Genomic DNA, 18,513 nt, shown 5'->3' with positions numbered 1-18,513 from the left:
TTACGCGACCTGAACCGGAATGGCTTTCGCCGTGCGCTTCATTTCATTGTCGCCTTCAAAGTAGGCCACGTTTGGACGCCAGGTGCGTGCCTCGGCGTCAGACATGGTCACAAAGCTTGCGATAATCACGATGTCGCCCACCTCGGCATTGTGTGCCGCCGCACCGTTCACGGAAATGATCTTCGAGCCGCGCTCTGCCGCGATGGCATAGGTCGAGAAACGCTTGCCATTGTTCACATTCCAGATATCAATAGCTTCGTTTTCAAGGATCCCGGATGCGTCGAGGAAATCCTGGTCGATGGCGCAAGAGCCTTCATAATGCAGGTCCGCATGAGTGACTTTTACGCGGTGGAGCTTGCCCTGCAGCATAGTGCGAATCATAACTTTACCTTTGTTGCTGTTTTTCCCTCTCCTCTTTGGGGAGAGGGCCGGGGAGTGAGGATATATTGACCAAACTTATTGGCGCAGTATTGCCCGTTTTTTAACCCCTGTCCATGCCCGTCATCTTTCAAGCTGCAGATGCGTTGGCTGTCTTCGCAAACCCGAATCATTTACTTAAGTAAACTCATCGGATTTGCTCACTTGCCGCCTTTCTGCAACTTGAAATCTATTGGGCACTCTGGGTTAATTCCACCGTTTTGTTATCGATAAGACGCGCCTGGCCAAGCCATGCCGCCATCAGGATAACCGCCCGCTGGCTGGTTTCTGAGAGTTCTAAAAGCGTATCCGCATCGCGGATCTGAATGTCGTCGGCGCGGAAGCCTTTGTCGTTTAAATCTTGTTCTGCCAGCGTAATCATCTCTTCCAGAGCACGATCGCCTTCGCGCAGTTTTTCCGCCATGGCATTCATCACTTTGCTCAGGCCCGGCGCGATTTTACGCTGGTCGCTGGTGAGATAGCCGTTGCGGGAACTGAGGGCCAGACCGTCTTTCGCGCGTACCGTTGGCACGCCGATAATCTCGATGTCATAGCCCATATCGGCCACCATCTTGCGGATCAGCGCCAGCTGCTGGAAATCTTTCTCGCCAAAGCAGGCGACGTCCGGCTGAACCAGGTTAAACAGCTTGCTGACGATGGTGGAGACGCCACGGAAATGGCCCGGACGGCTTGCGCCTTCCAGCATGGTAGAAATGCCCGGCACGTCGACGAACGTTTGAGTCTCCGTACCCTGCGGATAAATATCCGCCGGGGCAGGGGAGAACACGAAATCAACTTTACGCTTGTTCAGCTTCTCGCTGTCTTCCTGCAAGGTACGCGGATAGCGAGCCAGGTCGTCGGCTCTGTCGAATTGCATCGGGTTCACAAAGATACTGACCACCACCACATCGGCAGCGGCTTTCGCTTCATCAACCAGCTTCATATGACCGTCGTGCAGGTTGCCCATGGTTGGCACCAGTGCGATGCGTTTGCCTTCCTGACGAAGGCGACGGATATGCTGGCGCAGCAGCGGCAGGGTTTCGATAATCAACACAACAAACTCCTTAATGGAAACTGTGTTCTTCGCCCGGATAGACTCCGGACTCGACCTCGGCAATATACTGCCGCACCGCGGCGCGCATGTCGCCTGCATCAGTCAGGAAATTTTTCGCAAATTTAGGGATGTGGCCGCCGGTAATGCCGAAGGCGTCATGCATCACCAGAATCTGCCCGTCAGTGACGTTCCCGGCCCCGATACCGATAACCGGAATGGTCAGCGCGTCGGTAATGCGTTTTGCCAGTGCGACCGGCACACATTCCAGCACTAACAGCTGAATGCCTGCGGCTTCCAGCGCCAGCGCATCGTCAAACAGGGTTTGTGCGGCATCGCCACGACCCTGAACTTTATAGCCGCCAAAGACGTTAACCGACTGTGGGGTCAGACCAAGATGGCCGCACACTGGCACGGCGCGTTCTGCCAGCATTTTCACGGTTGGCGCGAGCCAGGCCCCGCCTTCGAGTTTCACCATATTGGCACCGGCGCGCATCACCACGGCTGAATTATCAAAGGCCTGTTCCGGCGTGGCGTAAGCCATAAACGGCAGGTCAGCCAGCAGCAGGCAGTTCGGCGCCCCACGGCGCACAGCGCGGGTGTGGTAAGCGATATCGTCGACGGTGACAGGCAGCGTCGAATCGTGGCCCTGAACGGTCATACCCAATGAATCACCGACCAGCATGACGTCGATCCCGGCATCGGCGAACAGTTTCGCGAAGCTGAAATCATAGGCAGTGATCGTGGCGAAGCGTTTCTTTTCCTGTTTGCATTTCTGCAGCAGGGAGATGGTGGTGGGTTTCATAGCGTTTCCTGATAACGAAAGCCGAATCTAGCGGCATTGTATCAGTCAGATAGACCGGGGCAATGGTTTTACCGTTTACCAGTGAGCAGGTTTCGTACAGTTAAGGCGTTGCAGCAGTGTGGTCAGCGAGGCGCCGTTGGGGAAGGTGAGGTCTGGCGCGATTTCCGCCAGCGGCCACAGCATAAAGCCGCGGTTGTGCATGTCGTAATGCGGCACCGTCAGGCGTTCGGTGTTCAGCGTTAGCTCACCAAACAGCATGATGTCGAGGTCCAGGGTGCGCGGTCCCCAGCGTTCGGCTTTGCGGGTGCGGCCCTGTTCGAGTTCGATGCGTTGCGTGTTATCCAGCAATGCGTCGGGTTCGAGGTCGGTATCGAGTGCCACGGCGGCGTTGAGATAGTCAGGTTGATCCTGTGGACCCAGCGGCGGCGTGCGATAAAACGACGAAACCGCCACGACGGCGGTTTGCGGGATGTCACCGAGGGCAGCAATCGCCGCATTCACCTGATCGAGTGGTGAAGCCAGATTGCTGCCGATGGCGAGGTAAACGCGTGTCACGCGGTGCCGCCCTGACGAGGCGCACGCTTGCGTGGACGACGGTGGCGACGACGCGCAGCCGGTTCTTCATCCAGACCGTTGAGCATATCTTTCTGCGCCGGTGGTGCAGCCACCTGGAATTCACCCCACCACTGCGTCAGACGCTGCAGTTCGTGGTTGTTTTCCGCTTCGGCACGCAGCGCCAGCAGATCGTAGGCGGCGCGGAATTTAGGATGCTCCATCAGCTTCCATGCGCGTTTGCCCTGACGACGGGACATACGCAGCTGCAGCTGCCAGATATCACGCACCAGCGCGGTAATACGTTTCGGAATGGCCAGCGAACGACAGGCTTCGTCCAGCACGTCATTCATTGCCATGGCGAAGGCGTCGAAATAGGCCAGACCGCTTTCCTGGGTAATGCGCTGTGCGGTTTCCAGCAGCGGATACCAGAACATTGCGGCAAACAGGAACGCCGGGTTTACGCGCATGTCGTTGTGAATGCGGGTATCGGTGTTTTTAAATACCTGGCTGACGATGCGCTCCATCGGGCTATCACCGTTTTCGGTGAAGTAGCGGGTGATGGTCGGGAACAGCGGCTGGAACAGGCTGTATTCGCGCAGCAGTTTATAGGTTTCGTAACCGTAACCTGCCTGCAGCAGCTTCAGAGATTCTTCAAACAGGCGCGCCGGTGGCACGTCGTTGATAAGAGTGGCCAGGCGTGGAATCGGCTCGGCGGTGTCCGGGCTGATACGCATATTCAGCTTGGCGGCAAAACGCACTGCACGCAGCATACGCACCGGATCTTCACGATAGCGGGTTTCCGGATTGCCAATCAGGCGAATCACGCCGTCCTGCAAATCGCGCATACCGCCGACGAAATCACGGACGGTGAAATCCGCCACGCTGTAGTAAAGGCTGTTGATGGTGAAGTCGCGACGCTGGGCATCTTCTTCGATGGAACCGAAGATGTTGTCACGCAGCAGCATGCCGTTCTGGCCGCGCTGTGAGGTGGCGCGATCGTCTGGCGTGCCTTCGTGATGGCCGCGGAAAGTCGCCACTTCAATGATTTCAGGGCCAAACATCACGTGGGCCAGACGGAAACGGCGGCCGATCAGACGGCAGTTGCGGAACAGTTTACGCACCTGTTCCGGCGTGGCGCTGGTGGTCACATCGAAATCTTTGGGTTTTTTGTCCAGCAGCAAATCACGCACGCCGCCGCCCACGAGGTAAGCCTCGTAGCCCGCTTTGTTCAGACGGTAGAGCACCTTGAGGGCATTTTCACTGATATCTTTGCGGGAAATAGCGTGCTGCTCACGCGGAATAACCGTCATTTCTGGTTTTATCTCAACGGTTTCAGCCCCGGTTTCTTCACGGGTAAGCACCTTACGGCAAAAATTAGCGACTCGGGTAAAAATGTTGCACCTCGGTTTTCAAGTCAGTCGGAAGTCATGAGGACAAAAAAATAGCGGCTAATCATAGCTCAGCAAGAGGCATTTGAGAATGCTCCATTTATGCAACTGATGAAAGGTTCCAGTTTTGCACCGCATTTTTCAGCAGATCCTCGAGTGTCATGTCTTGCCACTCATTAACAATAGCCTGATTAAGAAACAGTAATGCCCGGATTAATTCCGGGCGCGGGTCGCCGGTTGATAACGCAGGCGCATGATTTTGTTTCGACAACTTATTGCCGTCGCTATTCACCGCCAGCGGCAGATGAATATAGTGCGGAACGGTCCAGCCGAAATGGCGATACAGCGAAATTTGTCGCACCGTCGGCTCAATTAAATCTGCGCCGCGCACGATTTCCGTCACGCCCTGAAAATGATCGTCGACCACTACGGCAAGATTGTAGGCAAACAACCCATCGCGGCGGTGAATAATAAAATCTTCCCGCGCCAGCGGCTCGTTGGTGACAATCGTGCCACGCAGTTTATCGTCGAACTGCAATATCGGTTGAGTCTGGTGTAAACGCAGCGCCGCATTTTGCGGGCCGAGATGCCGTTCCCGGCAGTGGCCGTCGTAAATACCGCCCACGCTCTGAATACGCGCGCGGGAGCAGGTGCAGTAATAGCTCAGCCCCTGTTCGCGCAGCCAGTCGAGCCGTTCACGATAGGCGTCATCACGTTGAGATTGCCACACAACGTCGCCATCCCAATGCAGGCCATAATGTTCCAGCTGATGCAGAATGGTGTTTGCAGCACCGGGAACTTCACGGGGAGGATCAATATCTTCAATACGCACTAACCACTTTCCCTGACGGGCACGGGCCTGCAAATAGCTGCCAAGCGCAGCAATCAGTGAGCCAAAATGGAGTTCGCCAGAGGGGGAAGGGGCAAAGCGCCCGATATAATCTGAATGTGCCATATGCCAAAAATGAACAAGGCGGGAGAAAACTCCCGCCATGGTGATGTTATGCGAAACGAGTGGCTTAGCCAGCCATCTGCTTTTCGCGGATTTCCGCCAGCGTTTTGCAGTCGATGCACAGATCGGCAGTCGGACGCGCTTCCAGGCGACGGATACCGATTTCAACTCCGCAGGATTCGCAGAAACCGAAATCTTCGTCTTCAACCTTCTTGAGCGTTTTTTCGATCTTTTTGATCAGCTTGCGCTCGCGGTCACGGTTACGCAGTTCGAGGCTGAACTCTTCTTCCTGTGCGGCACGGTCTACCGGGTCCGGGAAGTTCGCTGCTTCGTCTTGCATATGCGTCACGGTACGATCAACTTCATCCCTGAGTTGGTTACGCCACGCTTCAAGAATACGCTTGAAGTGAGACAGCTGGGCTTCGTTCATATACTCTTCACCCGGCTTCTCTTGGTATGGCTCCACCCCAGCGATGGCGAGAATACTCAGGGACGATGTTTTACGGATTTGCCCTTCTTGCATGTTGCTTCTCCTTAACACGCACTATCGATCCCCATGTGGGGGAAAAATCAGGCCGCTATAAATAGCAGAAGCTTTTCAGGATAGCAATTGTCTAAACGTTACACTTGACAACCCTGTGAGGAAAAGCGTATTTGCGCACGCGACCAGCACATTTATTACTCAACCATTGAGACCGGTGATAGCACCACCGGCAACGGCTCTTTCAGAGTGATATTATCGGCAGAAAGTTCCGCTTTATAAGCCAGAATTTCGACCCCCTTGTTTTGTGCCTCATTTAACAATTGCGCGTATTTCGGATCGATGTGGCGCGCGGGTGAAAAACGGGTAATGGCAGAGTGAAGTACCGCAAATAACACCACGGCACGGTCGCCTGAGGCCGCCACGCCCATCAACTCTCGCAAATGCTTCTGACCACGTTCAGTCACCGCATCGGGGAAATAACCATACTCTTGTTCCGCTAACGTAACCGATTTCACTTCAATATAGCAGTTAGGACGATCCTCCGCCTCTAACATGAAATCAATCCGGCTGCGCTCAAAACCGTATTTCACTTCGCTTTTCAACACGCTATAGCCCTTCAATTCAGGAATGACATCTGCCTGTATTGCTTCTTTTACCAGCTGATTAGCCCGTAACGTATTGACACAAATAAACGCCCCGGTTTGGGTCTCGGTGATTTCCCAGGTATGCGGGTATTTACGCGTTTTGCTGTCCGAAAACGAATACCAGACGGTATCGCCTGGCGTGGCGCAGCCGGTCATCGCGCCAGTGTTTGGGCAATGCAGAGTTAATTCTTCACCTTCCGGGGTGATAACGTCGGCCAGAAAACGTTTATAGCGCTGAATAAGGCGGGCGTGTTTTAACGGCGGCAGAAACTGCATGACGATTCCTTGTTATTCGGTAAGAGTCCAGCGCGTAAGCCGGGTATAACGGGTGCGTCCGCGGGAATATTCAGAGGCATACAGCGCAAATTCAGAAATGGGTACCTGCCAGCTAAAACCCGGCGCGGGAATAGGCACGGCGGTCGCCGTATTGCGCAGCAGCGTTATGTGCGGGTGGAATGGCTGCGGGCTTTGGTAACAGCCGCTGCGGGCCGCTTGAGCGCGCAGCATATTCGCCAGCTGTAATAACCCGCGTGGCGGCTGGCGCGTGCCGAGCCACACCACCTGTGAACGCAGCCACTGTCCGGCATCATTGAGATTTAAGCTGAAACCCGGCTGGCGAATGCGCCCGGCTAGCGTCTCTAACGCCCGCTGTTTATCCGCACTCACTTCACCAAGGAACGCCAGCGTCAGATGTAAATTCGCGGCGGCTACCGGACGCCCGCTGTCGGCGGGGAAGTTCGCGGCGCGCCAGTGAATAATCTGTTGCTGCACGTCATCGGGAAGCTCAAGGGCGAAAAACAGTCTTTTGGGTTCGGGCATGCCAGGGTCTCGGTAATGATTTAGCGCAATGCTACAATGCCGGGCCATTTAAAGTCACCCACTGGAGCCCTTTGTGTCGTCATTGCCGGTCGCCTCTGTCCTTCCTGAACTTCTCCAGGCGCTCAATACTGCGCCCCAGGTGCTGCTGAACGCGCCCACCGGGGCCGGTAAATCGACCTGGCTGCCGCTGCAAATCCTGCAATCCGGCGGCATTCAGGGCAAAATTATCCTGCTGGAACCGCGCCGATTGGCGGCGCGAAACGTTGCTCAGCGGCTGGCGGAACTGCTGAACGAGAAGCCGGGCGACACCGTGGGCTATCGGATGCGCGCCGAAACCTGTGTCGGTAAAAATACCCGCCTCGAAGTGGTGACGGAAGGCATTCTCACCCGCATGATCCAGCGCGACCCGGAACTGAGCGGCGTCGGGCTGGTTATCCTCGATGAATTTCACGAACGCAGCTTGCAGGCTGATTTGGCCCTGGCGCTGCTGCTCGATGTACAGCACGGGCTACGCGACGATTTAAAACTGCTGATCATGTCCGCGACGCTGGATAACGTGCGCTTGCAAACGCTGTTACCCGACGCACCGGTAATTTCGTCAGAGGGCCGCGCGTTCCCGGTGGATAGACGTTATCAGGCGCTGGCCACCCATCAGCGTTTTGATGAAGCGGTGGCGGCGGCCACGGCGGAACTGCTGCGTAACGAAGCGGGCTCGCTGCTGCTGTTTTTACCCGGCGTGGGTGAAATCCAGCGCGTACAGGACCAGCTTGCCGCGCGGGTAGGCACCGACGTGGTGCTTTGCCCGCTGTACGGGGCGCTGTCGTTAAGTGAACAGCGCAAGGCAATCCTGCCCGCAGAAAAAGGGCTGCGCAAAGTGGTGCTGGCGACCAACATCGCAGAAACCAGCCTGACCATTGAAGGTATCCGGCTGGTCGTCGATTGCGCTCAGGAACGCGTGGCGCGTTTCGACCCGCGTACCGGATTGACTCGCCTGATCACTCAGCGCGTCAGCCAGGCGTCAATGATCCAGCGGGCAGGTCGTGCCGGGCGACTGGAGCAGGGGATTTGTCTTCACTTATTGGGCAAAGAGCAGGCTGAACGCGCGGCGGCGCAGGGCGAGCCGGAAATCTTGCAGAGCGATTTATGCGGGCTGGTGCTCGAACTGTTGCAGTGGGGCTGTCAGGATCCGGCGCAGCTGAACTGGCTGGATCAACCCCCTGCCATTAATCTGGCGGCTGCGCGCACGTTGTTGTCCCAGTTGGGGGCGTTCGACGGCAAACAGCTGACGGCGCAAGGGCAGAAGATGGCGACTCTCGGCAACGATCCGCGTCTGGCGTCGATGCTGGTGGCGGCAGATTCTCCAGACGAGGTGGCGACCGCGGCCAAACTGGCCGCGATTCTGGAAGAGCCACCGCGCGGCGGCAATGCTGACCTCGGCATGGCCTTTTCCCGCAATCAGCCGAACTGGCAGCAGCGCGCCAAAGCGCTCAGTCAGCGCATTGATAAGCCATCCGGGCAGCCTGATGCAGGGCGCATAACTGCGCTGCTGGCACACGGGTTTGCCGATCGCATCGCGCGTCGACGCGGTCAGGAAGGGCGTTACCAGCTGGCGAACGGCATGGGTGCGATGCTGAATGCCGACGATGCGCTGGGTCGCCATGAATGGCTGATTGCGCCGCTGCTATTACAGGGCAGCCAGTCGCCGGATGCACGAATTTTACAGGCGCTGGCGCTCGACATCGACGCGCTGGTGGCCGAATGTCCTGAACTGCTTTCGCAGTCCGACACCATCGAATGGGATGAAAACCAGGGTACGTTGAAAGCCTGGCGCCGTAGCCGTATCGGACAATTGACAGTAAAGGTGCAGCCGTTGGCGAAACCTTCCGAAGAGGAACTGCATCAGGCGATGCTCAACGGCCTGCGTGATAAAGGTCTGAGCATTCTTAACTGGACGCCAGAAGCGGAGCAGCTACGCTTGCGTATTCAGAGCGCCGCCCGTTGGCTGTCCGAAGAGGAATGGCCCGCGGTGGATGATGACGCGTTGTTGGCCGGGCTCGAGTCCTGGCTGCTGCCGCACATGACCGGCGTACATTCGCTGAAAGCCCTGAAGGCGCTGAATGTCACCCAGGCATTACAGGGTTTACTGCCCTGGTCATTACGACAACGTCTGGATAGTGAGCTACCCACGCATTACACTGTGCCGACCGGAAGCCGGATTGCCCTGCGTTATGATGCGGATAATCCACCGGTTTTGTCGGTGCGAATGCAGGAAATGTTTGGTGAGGCGAGTACGCCGACGATCGCGCAAGGCCGCGTGGCGCTGGTTTTGGAGCTCCTGTCTCCTGCGCAGCGACCGTTACAAATTACGCGCGATCTCAGTGCGTTTTGGGCGGGCGCCTACCGCGAAGTGCAGAAAGAGATGAAAGGGCGCTACCCGAAACACGTCTGGCCGGATGACCCGGCGAGCACGGCACCGACGCGGCGCACGAAAAAGTATTCGTAGTTTTGGGGAACGGTGCGGCCTGATGCCCTCACCCCGACCCTCTCCCACAGGGAGAGGGAGTAAGCACGTTTATTTTGAGAGATTTCTTCTTTCACCATGTTGTGAAAGGAAAGAGAATCAGGCGCTTACGCCTGAATTTAGCGGAGAAAAAGTATGGCGGGGAATGACCGCGAGCCGATTGGACGTAAAGGCAAGCCTGCACGTCCGGCTAAGCAGAAGGTTAGCCGTCGTCGTCTCAGGGACGAAGAGTACGACGATGATGATTACGATGATGAGGATGAAGAGCCGATGCCGCGTAATGGAAAAGGTAAGGGCAAGAAGCCCCGTCGCAAGTACGGCTGGTTCTGGCTGCTGGTAAAGCTGGGCATCGTTTTTGCGGTGTTGATGGCCATTTACGGCGTCTATCTGGATCAGAAAATCCGTGCCCGAATCGACGGTAAAGTATGGCAACTGCCGGCGGCGGTTTACGGCCGTATGGTTAACCTCGAACCGGATATGCCCGTCAGCAAGAATGAGATGGTGCGACTGCTGACGGCGACGCAGTACCGTCAGGTGACGGCGATGACCCGTCCGGGCGAGTTTACCGTGCAGTCCAACAGCATCGAGATGATCCGTCGTCCGTTTGATTTCCCGGACAGTAAAGAAGGGCAGGTGCGCGCGCGTCTGACCTTTGATGGCGATCATCTGGATTCCATTACCAATATGGATAACAACCGCCAGTTCGGTTTCTTCCGTCTCGATCCGCGTCTGATCACCATGATGTCATCGCCTAACGGCGAGCAGCGTCTGTTTGTGCCGCGCAGTGGGTTCCCGGACTTGCTGATCGACACGCTGATTGCGACCGAAGATCGTCACTTCTACGAGCATGACGGCATCAGCTTCTACTCGATGGGGCGTGCGGTACTGGCGAACCTGACGGCGGGCCGTACGGTGCAGGGCGCAAGTACCCTGACCCAGCAGCTGGTGAAAAACCTGTTCCTCTCCAGCGAACGCTCCTACTGGCGTAAAGCCAACGAAGCGTACATGGCGCTGATCATGGATGCCCGTTACAGCAAAGACAGGATCCTTGAGCTGTATATGAACGAGGTGTACCTCGGTCAGAGCGGCGACAACGAAATCCGCGGTTTCCCGCTGGCGAGCCTGTACTACTTTGGCCGCCCGGTGGAAGAGCTGAGCCTTGACCAGCAGGCGCTGCTGGTGGGCATGGTGAAAGGGGCGTCAATTTACAACCCGTGGCGTAACCCGAAACTCGCACTGGAACGTCGTAACCTGGTCCTGCGCCTGCTGCAACAGCAGAAGGTTATCGATCAGGAGCTGTATGACATGCTCAGCGCGCGTCCGTTGGGCGTGCAGCCGCGCGGTGGGGTAATTTCTCCACAGCCTGCGTTTATGCAGATGGTGCGTCAGGAGCTGCAGGCGAAGCTCGGTGACAAGGTGAAAGATCTTTCCGGTGTGAAAATCTTTACCACCTTCGATTCCGTGGCGCAGGATGCGGCAGAAAAAGCGGCGACCGAAGGCATTCCTGTCCTGAAGAAGCAGCGCAAGCTGAGCGACCTCGAAACCGCGATGGTGATTGTCGACCGTATGACCGGCGAAGTCCGGGCGATGGTTGGCGGTGCAGAGCCGCAGTATGCGGGCTATAACCGCGCGATGCAGGCGCGTCGTTCGATTGGTTCTCTGGCAAAACCGGCGACCTATCTGACCGCGCTGAGTCAGGCGAATACTTATCGTCTGAACACCTGGATTGCCGATGCGCCAGTCACGATTCATCTGTCGAACGGCCAGACCTGGTCGCCGCAGAACGATGATAAGCGCTTTAGCGGTCAGGTAATGTTAGTCGACGCGTTGACCCGTTCGATGAACGTACCGACGGTGAACCTCGGGATGGCGCTTGGCCTGCCAGCGATCACCGATACCTGGCAAAAACTCGGTGTGCCGAAAGATCAGCTGCATCCTGTTCCGGCGATGATTCTTGGGGCACTGAACCTGACGCCAATCGAAGTGGCGCAGGCGTTCCAGACTATCTCCAGCGGCGGTAACCGTGCGACGCTGTCCGCGCTGCGTTCGGTCATTGCGGAAGATGGCACCGTGCTGTACCAGAGCTATCCGCAGGCTGAACGTGCCGTTCCGGCACAGGCGGCCTACATGACGCTGTGGACCATGCAGCAGGTTGTGCAGCGCGGTACCGGTCGTCAGCTTGGCGCGAAGTACCCTAATCTGCATCTGGCGGGTAAAACCGGGACCACCAATAACAACGTTGATACCTGGTTTGCCGGGGTTGACGGTCGTGAAGTGGTGATCACCTGGGTTGGCCGCGATAACAACCAGCCAACCAAGCTGTATGGGGCCAGTGGTGCGATGTCCATTTATCAGCGTTATCTGTCCAACGAGTCACCGATCCCACTGGATCTGACGCCGCCGGAAGATATCGTCAATATGAGCGTCGACGACAACGGCAACTTTATCTGTAATGGGGCGGGTATGCGTCAGCTGCCGGTCTGGACCACGAATCCGGATCAGCTGTGTCAGCAGAGCGAGGCGATGCAACAACAGCAGCAGGACGGAAATCCGTTCGGCGGCCAAACGCAGCAGCAGCCACAGCAGCAGCCTCAACAACAGCAGCAACAGCAGCCAGCGAAGCAGGAAAAAAGCGACGGTGTAGCGGGCTGGATTAAAGATATGTTCGGCGGTAACTAAGACCTTACCCCTCACCCTGACCCTCTTCCCACACGGGAGAGGGGACTGTCCGGTATTTTCCCTCGCCCCTTGAGGGAGAGGACCGGGGTGAGGGGTAATTTTTAACCTTCCTTTAACTCCCTACTTACCATCAGGTTATTTTTTAAACCCTCAATTCTGGTAGGGGCGTATTCCGCTTGCCATGACTTCCGCGTTTCGCCTATTATTCTGCGGGCATAATAATAATTCTCGTTTACGTTATCATTCACTCAATATCATCAGAGAACAATAATGGCGCGTCTCAACACTGCTCAGCCAATGAATACCTCAGTGCGCAAGCTCGCATGGGTAGTAGCCACAGCGGTTAGCGGCATGTCTGTCCAGGCACAGGCAGCAACACAACCTAAAGAAGAAACCATTACCGTGACGGCCGCCCCTGCGGCGCCGCAGGAAAGCGCGTGGGGCCCAGCGGCCACCATCGCCGCTAAACATTCCGCCACCGCCACGAAAACCGACACCCCGATTGAAAAGACCCCTCAGTCGATTTCAGTTGTGACGCGTGAAGAAATGGACATGAAGCAGCCGACCACGGTGAAACAAGCGCTGGCCTATACGCCGAGCGTGTTTTCAACTCGAGGTAGTTCGACGACTTATGATGTGGTTACAATCCGTGGATTTACCACCTCGTCCACGGTCAACACCAACCAGTACCTCGACGGCATGAAACTTCAGGGAAATAACTACTCTGAGGTTTCCATGGACCCGTATTTCCTGGAGCGCGTGGAAGTGATGCGCGGACCAACCTCAGTACTGTACGGAAACAGTAACCCGGGCGGTATCGTCAGCATGGTCAGCAAGCGTCCGTCCACTGAACCGTTGAAAGAAGTTCAGTTCAAAATGGGCACTAACAACCTGTGGCAGACCGGTTTTGACTTCAGCGATGCGATTGACGACGACGGCGTGTGGTCTTACCGCCTGACGGGTCTGGGCAGCAGTCAGAACGCGCAGCAGGAAATGGTGAAATCTACCCGCTACGCGATTGCTCCGTCCTTCAGCTGGCGCCCGGATGATAAAACCGACTTTACCTTCCTGAGCAACTTCCAGAGCGATCCCGATGCGGGTTACTACGGCTGGCTGCCGCGTGAAGGAACGGTGGTGCCGTACTACGATGCCAACGGGAAAGCGCATAAGCTGCCGACCGACTTCAATGAAGGCGAGCCAGATAACAAAATGGCTCGACGTCAGAAGATGGTGGGCTACAGCTTCTCGCATGAATTTAACGACACCTTCACCGTTCGTCAGAACCTGCGTTACGCCCAGGTGAACACGCTTTATCGTTCTGTGTATGGGTTCGGGTATCAGGCTCCAGGTCTTATTAATCGTCAGTATGTTCGTTCTGACGAAGACCTTAATATGTTTACCGTAGATACTCAGCTGCAATCCGATTTTGCTACTGGTGCGGTTAATCACACGTTGTTAACCGGCGTGGATTATTCACGTATGCGTAATGACGTGGATGCCGAATATGGTTCTGCCGATCCTATTTCGATGCAAGATCCGCATTACGGAGATCCTAACGTCAAAGTTAACTGGCCTTATGCAGTAGTTAATCGTATGGAGCAGACTGGTTTATACGCACAGGATCAGGCTGAATGGGATAAATGGGTACTGACATTGGGTGGTCGTTATGACTACGCTATGGCTTCAACTCTGACACGCTCTAGCGGTGTTCTGGATGAAAATCACGATCAGCAATTCACCTGGCGTGGTGGCCTGAACTATCTGTTCGATAACGGTATTTCCCCGTATTTAAGCTACAGCCAATCATTTGAACCCGTTTCTGGGACGACACGTAACGGCAAGCCATTTGATCCATCGAATGGCGAACAGTACGAAGCGGGTGTTAAATACGTACCGAAAGACAAGCCAATAGTGTTAACTGCTGCGGTGTATCAGCTGACCAAGGATAAGAACCTGACGGCGGATCCGAGCGACCCTACGGGGTTGTACAGTGTGCAAACGGGTGAAATTCGCTCCCGTGGCGTAGAGCTGGAAGCTAAGGCGGCGGTAAACGCCAATATCAATGTGACAGCGGCTTATAGCTATACCGATGCCGAATATACGCATGATACGGTTTTCGAGGGCAAACGTCCTGCAGAAGTGCCACGTAATATGGCCTCATTATGGGCGGATTATACTTTTCACGAAACAGCCCTCAGTGGCCTGACGATAGGGGCCGGAGCACGCTATATCGGTTCTACCGTCAGCTACTATAAGAATGATATTGAAAAGAAAAATCAGTCGTTCAACGTGGCAGGCTATGCGCTGATGGACGCGACCGTGAAATACGATCTGGCACGCTTCGGTCTGCCGGGCTCGTCGGTGGGCGTGAACGTCACCAACCTGTTTGATCGTGATTACGTCTCCAGCTGCTACAGCGAATACGCGTGCTACTGGGGCGCAGAGCGTCAGGTTGTGGCGACAGCCACCTTCCGTTTCTAATCTCCTCTTTGGGCACGGTTCGCCGTGCCCTTTTAACAAGTTGGCCGCTATGCAGGACACCACAACTCAGACCGACACCACGTTCGCCCTGAACGATGTCACCTTTCGTGTGCCAGGCCGTACGCTGCTGCACCCGCTTTCGCTGACCTTCCCGCCCGGAAAAGTGACCGGCCTTATCGGCCATAACGGTTCAGGGAAATCCACGCTGTTAAAAATGTTGGGCCGTCACCAGCCGCCGTCAGAAGGCGATGTTCTACTGGACGGACAACCGTTGGAAAGCTGGAACAGCAAAGCGTTTGCCCGCAAGGTGGCTTATCTGCCTCAGCAGTTGCCGCAGGCAGAAGGGATGACGGTTCGCGAGTTGGTGGCAATTGGCCGCTATCCGTGGCACGGCGCGTTGGGGCGTTTTGGCGCAGCGGACCGCGAGAAAGTGGAAGAAGCGATTTCGTTGGTGGGACTGAAACCGCTGGCCCAGCGTCTGGTGGACAGCCTTTCCGGTGGCGAACGTCAGCGCGCGTGGATTGCGATGCTGGTGGCCCAGGACAGCCGTTGTCTGCTGCTGGACGAACCGACATCGGCGCTGGATATCGCGCATCAAGTCGACGTTCTGGCGTTAGTGCATCGCCTCAGTCAGCAACGCGGTCTGACGGTGATTGCGGTCCTGCATGACATCAACATGGCGGCGCGCTACTGCGACTATCTGGTGGCGTTGCGCGGCGGCGAAATGATTGCCCAGGGCACGCCGGAAACGCTGATGCGCGGCGAAACGCTGGAAAAAATTTACGGAATTCCGATGGGGATCCTGCCGCATCCGGCGGGTGCTGCCCCGGTAAGCTTTGTTTACTGATGAATGATTCCCTCTCGATAAGCCGTCGTCGTTTACTGACGGCAATGGCGCTGTCTCCGCTGCTCTGGCAGATGAAAAGTGCGCACGCCGCGACGGTGGATCCGCACCGTATCGTGGCCCTCGAATGGCTGCCGGTAGAACTGCTGCTGGCGCTGGGCGTAACGCCCTACGGCGTGGCCGACATTCCCAATTACACTCTGTGGGTCAATGAACCGGCGCTGCCTGCGTCAGTGATTGACGTTGGCCTGCGTACCGAACCCAATCTCGAACTGCTGACCGAAATGAAACCGTCGTACATGGTGTGGTCGGCCGGCTATGGTCCGTCGCCGGAAAAACTGGCGCGTATCGCGCCGGGCCGCGGTTTCAACTTCAGCGACGGCAAACATCCGCTGGCGAATGCCCGCCAGTCGCTGGTGGAAATGGGCCAGCTGCTGGGCATGGAAAAACAGGCCCACACGCATCTCACCCAATTCGATGAATTTGTGGCGCAGCATAAACCGCGTTTTGCCGCGCGTGGCGGACGACCGCTGCTGATGGTCACGCTGCTCGATACCCGCCATGTGCTGGCCTTCGGTCCAAACTGCCTGTTCCAGCAAATCCTGGATGATTACGGGATCGTGAATGCCTGGCAGGGCGAAACCAACTTCTGGGGCAGCCAGGTGGTCGGCATCGACCGACTGGGCGAGTTCAAAGACGTGGACGTTATCTGTTTCGATCACGGCAACGAAGCTGACATGCAAAAACTGATGGCGACGCCGCTGTGGCAGGCGATGCCGTTTGTGCGTCAGCAGCGCTTCCAGCGTGTGCCCGCCGTATGGTTCTACGGCGCGACGCTATCGGTGATGAATTTTATCCGCATTCTCGATAACGCGTTGGGAGGCAAAGCATGAGCCAACGCATCGCGCGTTTCCCGGCGCTCATTCTCTGCGTGCTATTTATCGCCTCGGCGTGGTTGAGTTGGCACAACTTTAACGTGGCGCTGCCGCGTGCCCAGTGGCGTGAAGCGCTGTGGCAGCCGAACATCGATAGCATCCGCCAGATGCTGTTCCACTACAGCTTGCTGCCGCGGCTGGTTATCTCGCTGCTTGTGGGGGTCGGGCTTGGGCTGGTCGGCGTCCTGTTCCAACAAGTTTTACGTAACCCGCTCGCCGAACCGACGACACTCGGCGTCGCCACCGGTGCGCAGCTGGGCATCACCATCACCACGCTGTGGGCCGTTCCGGGTGCATTCTCAACGCAATTTGCGGCACTGGCGGGAGCCTGTGTGGTTGGTGCGCTGGTGTTTGGCGTTTCCTGGGGCAAGCGTTTGTCGCCGGTGACGCTGATCCTCGCCGGGCTGGTGGTGAGCATGTACTGCGGCGCGGTGAACCAGCTGCTGGTGATTTTCCATCACGACCAGCTGCAAAGCATGTTCCTGTGGAGTACCGGCACGCTGACGCAAACCGACTGGAGCGTAGTGCAGCATCTTTGGCCGCAGCTGCTCGGCGGCGTGATGCTCACACTTCTGCTGCTGCGCCCGTTAACCCTGATGGGGCTCGACGACGGCGTGGCGCGCAATTTGGGCCTGGCGCTGTCGCTGGCCCGCCTCGGGGCGCTGACGCTGGCGATTGTTATCAGCGCGCTGCTGGTGAATGCGGTGGGCATTATCGGCTTCATCGGCCTGTTCGCGCCGCTGCTGGCAAAAATGCTCGGTGCGCGACGTCTGCTTTCGCGTCTGATCCTGGCTCCGCTGATTGGGGCGTTGATTCTTTGGCTTTCCGATCAGTTGATTTTGTGGCTCGCACAGGTGTGGATGGAAGTCTCTACCGGCTCGGTCACCGCGCTGATTGGCGCTCCGCTGTTGCTGTGGCTGCTGCCGCGTCTGCGTAGCATGAGCGCTCCGGCGATGGACGCGGGCGATCGCGTGGCGGCTGAACGCCAGCGGGTAAAGGTTTGGGCGCTGGCTGGATGCGGCGTGTTGCTGATTATCATGCTGGCGGCGCTGTCGCTCGGCCGGGACGCGCAGGGCTGGCACTGGGCTACGGGCGATTTACTGAATGCGCTGATGGAATGGCGTGCGCCACGAATTCTGGCCGCGCTGATTGCCGGGATCATGCTGGCGGTGGCGGGCTGTATTATTCAACGTCTGACCGGCAACCCGATGGCGAGCCCGGAAGTACTGGGGATTTCCTCCGGCGCGGCGTTTGGCGTGGTGCTGATGCTGTTCTTCGTGCCGGGCAATGCCTTTGGCTGGCTGCTGCCGGCGGGAAGTTTGGGCGCGGCGGTGACGCTGATGATTATCCTGATTGCCTCAGGGCGGGGCGGATTCTCCCCGCACAGAATGCTGCTGGCCGGGATGGCGCTTAGCACCGCGTTTACGATGCTGCTGATGATGTTGCAGGCGAGCGGCGATCCACGCATGGCGCAGATCCTCACCTGGATTTCAGGCTCGACGTATAACGCATCTTACGAGCAGGTGCTGCACACCGGACTGGTGATGATTGTGCTGCTGGCACTGACGCCGCTGTGTCGCCGCTGGCTGATGATACTGCCGCTCGGGGGCGATACTGCCCGTGCGGTAGGCATGGCGCTGACCCCGACGCGCGTGGCGCTGCTGCTGCTGGCTGCCAGCCTGACGGCGACGGCGACCATGACCATTGGTCCGCTGAGCTTTATTGGCCTGATGGCACCGCATATTGCACGCATGATGGGCTTCCGGCGGACGATGCCGCACATGATTCTGTCTGCGTTAGTGGGGGGGATTATGCTGGTGATCGCTGACTGGTGCGGGCGGATGGTGCTGTTCCCGTACCAAATCCCGGCCGGGCTGTTGTCGACGTTTATCGGTGCGCCGTACTTTATTTATCTGCTGAGGAAGCAGAGCCGGTAAT

General features: G+C 57.0%; 15 protein-coding genes. 6 read left to right on the top strand and 9 right to left on the bottom strand.

Annotated elements, in window-relative coordinates; translation table 11 throughout:
* The 9 genes from panD to thpR form a co-directional block, all read right to left on the bottom strand.
* Positions 1-381, bottom strand: coding sequence for an aspartate 1-decarboxylase (gene panD, locus A8O29_RS18900; protein WP_110510812.1), 381 nt, complete (start codon positions 379-381; stop codon positions 1-3).
* A gap of 226 nt (positions 382-607) precedes the next feature.
* Complete coding sequence (panC, locus tag A8O29_RS18895; protein ID WP_125355775.1) at positions 608-1,471, bottom strand: pantoate--beta-alanine ligase; 864 nt, start codon at positions 1,469-1,471, stop codon at positions 608-610.
* A gap of 10 nt (positions 1,472-1,481) precedes the next feature.
* Entirely contained in the window at positions 1,482-2,273 is a 792-nt protein-coding gene (panB, locus tag A8O29_RS18890; RefSeq protein ID WP_125355777.1) for a 3-methyl-2-oxobutanoate hydroxymethyltransferase, read from the bottom strand.
* Positions 2,274-2,348: 75 nt separating this feature from the next.
* The gene (gene folK, locus A8O29_RS18885) at positions 2,349-2,828 is read right to left on the bottom strand and encodes a 2-amino-4-hydroxy-6-hydroxymethyldihydropteridine diphosphokinase (RefSeq protein ID WP_125355779.1); all 480 of its coding nucleotides are present in this window, start codon (positions 2,826-2,828) and stop codon (positions 2,349-2,351) included.
* Positions 2,825-4,222: a polynucleotide adenylyltransferase PcnB gene (gene pcnB, locus A8O29_RS18880; protein WP_110510816.1), complete on the bottom strand. Its 1,398-nt coding sequence runs from the start codon at positions 4,220-4,222 to the stop codon at positions 2,825-2,827. Before pcnB ends, folK begins: the two co-directional genes overlap by 4 nt.
* Positions 4,223-4,316: 94 nt before the next feature.
* Positions 4,317-5,171, bottom strand: a complete 855-nt coding sequence (gene gluQRS, locus A8O29_RS18875; RefSeq protein WP_125355781.1) for a tRNA glutamyl-Q(34) synthetase GluQRS — start codon at positions 5,169-5,171, stop codon at positions 4,317-4,319.
* Positions 5,172-5,235: 64 nt separating this feature from the next.
* Entirely contained in the window at positions 5,236-5,691 is a 456-nt protein-coding gene (gene dksA, locus A8O29_RS18870; RefSeq protein ID WP_110510818.1) for an RNA polymerase-binding protein DksA, read from the bottom strand.
* Positions 5,692-5,846: 155 nt separating this feature from the next.
* A complete protein-coding gene (sfsA, locus tag A8O29_RS18865) occupies positions 5,847-6,572 on the bottom strand; it encodes a DNA/RNA nuclease SfsA (RefSeq protein WP_125355783.1) in 726 nt (241 codons plus the stop codon).
* A 12-nt stretch (positions 6,573-6,584) separates the two neighbouring features.
* Positions 6,585-7,115, bottom strand: a complete 531-nt coding sequence (gene thpR, locus A8O29_RS18860) for an RNA 2',3'-cyclic phosphodiesterase (RefSeq protein WP_125355785.1) — start codon at positions 7,113-7,115, stop codon at positions 6,585-6,587.
* Positions 7,116-7,188: 73 nt separating this feature from the next.
* On the opposite strand from thpR, the gene hrpB reads away from it, so the two are divergent.
* From hrpB to fhuB, 6 genes are all read left to right on the top strand, one after another.
* Complete coding sequence (gene hrpB / locus A8O29_RS18855) at positions 7,189-9,618, top strand: ATP-dependent helicase HrpB (protein WP_125355787.1); 2,430 nt, start codon at positions 7,189-7,191, stop codon at positions 9,616-9,618.
* A gap of 153 nt (positions 9,619-9,771) precedes the next feature.
* Positions 9,772-12,315 (top strand): bifunctional glycosyl transferase/transpeptidase, encoded by a 2,544-nt coding sequence (mrcB, locus tag A8O29_RS18850; RefSeq protein ID WP_125352662.1) that lies wholly within the window; start codon positions 9,772-9,774, stop codon positions 12,313-12,315.
* Positions 12,316-12,585: 270 nt separating this feature from the next.
* Positions 12,586-14,796, top strand: coding sequence for a ferrichrome porin FhuA (gene fhuA / locus A8O29_RS18845; protein WP_125352664.1), 2,211 nt, complete (start codon positions 12,586-12,588; stop codon positions 14,794-14,796).
* A gap of 49 nt (positions 14,797-14,845) precedes the next feature.
* The gene (gene fhuC / locus A8O29_RS18840; protein WP_110510824.1) at positions 14,846-15,643 is read left to right on the top strand and encodes a Fe3+-hydroxamate ABC transporter ATP-binding protein FhuC; all 798 of its coding nucleotides are present in this window, start codon (positions 14,846-14,848) and stop codon (positions 15,641-15,643) included.
* Positions 15,643-16,533, top strand: a complete 891-nt coding sequence (gene fhuD / locus A8O29_RS18835; RefSeq protein WP_125352666.1) for a Fe(3+)-hydroxamate ABC transporter substrate-binding protein FhuD — start codon at positions 15,643-15,645, stop codon at positions 16,531-16,533. The genes fhuC and fhuD overlap by 1 nt, the downstream gene beginning before the upstream one ends.
* Positions 16,530-18,512: a Fe(3+)-hydroxamate ABC transporter permease FhuB gene (gene fhuB / locus A8O29_RS18830; protein WP_125352668.1), complete on the top strand. Its 1,983-nt coding sequence runs from the start codon at positions 16,530-16,532 to the stop codon at positions 18,510-18,512. Before fhuD ends, fhuB begins: the two co-directional genes overlap by 4 nt.
* Position 18,513: the final 1 nt, after the last annotated feature.

The organism is Scandinavium goeteborgense, from assembly GCF_003935895.2.
In the GTDB taxonomy this organism is placed as follows: Bacteria; Pseudomonadota; Gammaproteobacteria; order Enterobacterales; family Enterobacteriaceae; genus Scandinavium; species Scandinavium goeteborgense.
This window is presented reverse-complemented; position numbering and strand designations above follow the sequence as displayed.

Coding starts and splice junctions, on each gene's coding strand:
- panD (WP_110510812.1), bottom strand. CDS start 381: ATGATTCGCACTATGCTGCAGGGCAAGCTCCACCGCGTAAAAGTCACT.
- panB (WP_125355777.1), bottom strand. CDS start 2,273: ATGAAACCCACCACCATCTCCCTGCTGCAGAAATGCAAACAGGAAAAG.
- gluQRS (WP_125355781.1), bottom strand. CDS start 5,171: ATGGCACATTCAGATTATATCGGGCGCTTTGCCCCTTCCCCCTCTGGC.
- dksA (WP_110510818.1), bottom strand. CDS start 5,691: ATGCAAGAAGGGCAAATCCGTAAAACATCGTCCCTGAGTATTCTCGCC.
- sfsA (WP_125355783.1), bottom strand. CDS start 6,572: ATGCAGTTTCTGCCGCCGTTAAAACACGCCCGCCTTATTCAGCGCTAT.
- thpR (WP_125355785.1), bottom strand. CDS start 7,115: ATGCCCGAACCCAAAAGACTGTTTTTCGCCCTTGAGCTTCCCGATGAC.
- mrcB (WP_125352662.1), top strand. CDS start 9,772: ATGGCGGGGAATGACCGCGAGCCGATTGGACGTAAAGGCAAGCCTGCA.
- fhuA (WP_125352664.1), top strand. CDS start 12,586: ATGGCGCGTCTCAACACTGCTCAGCCAATGAATACCTCAGTGCGCAAG.
- fhuC (WP_110510824.1), top strand. CDS start 14,846: ATGCAGGACACCACAACTCAGACCGACACCACGTTCGCCCTGAACGAT.
- fhuD (WP_125352666.1), top strand. CDS start 15,643: ATGAATGATTCCCTCTCGATAAGCCGTCGTCGTTTACTGACGGCAATG.
- fhuB (WP_125352668.1), top strand. CDS start 16,530: ATGAGCCAACGCATCGCGCGTTTCCCGGCGCTCATTCTCTGCGTGCTA.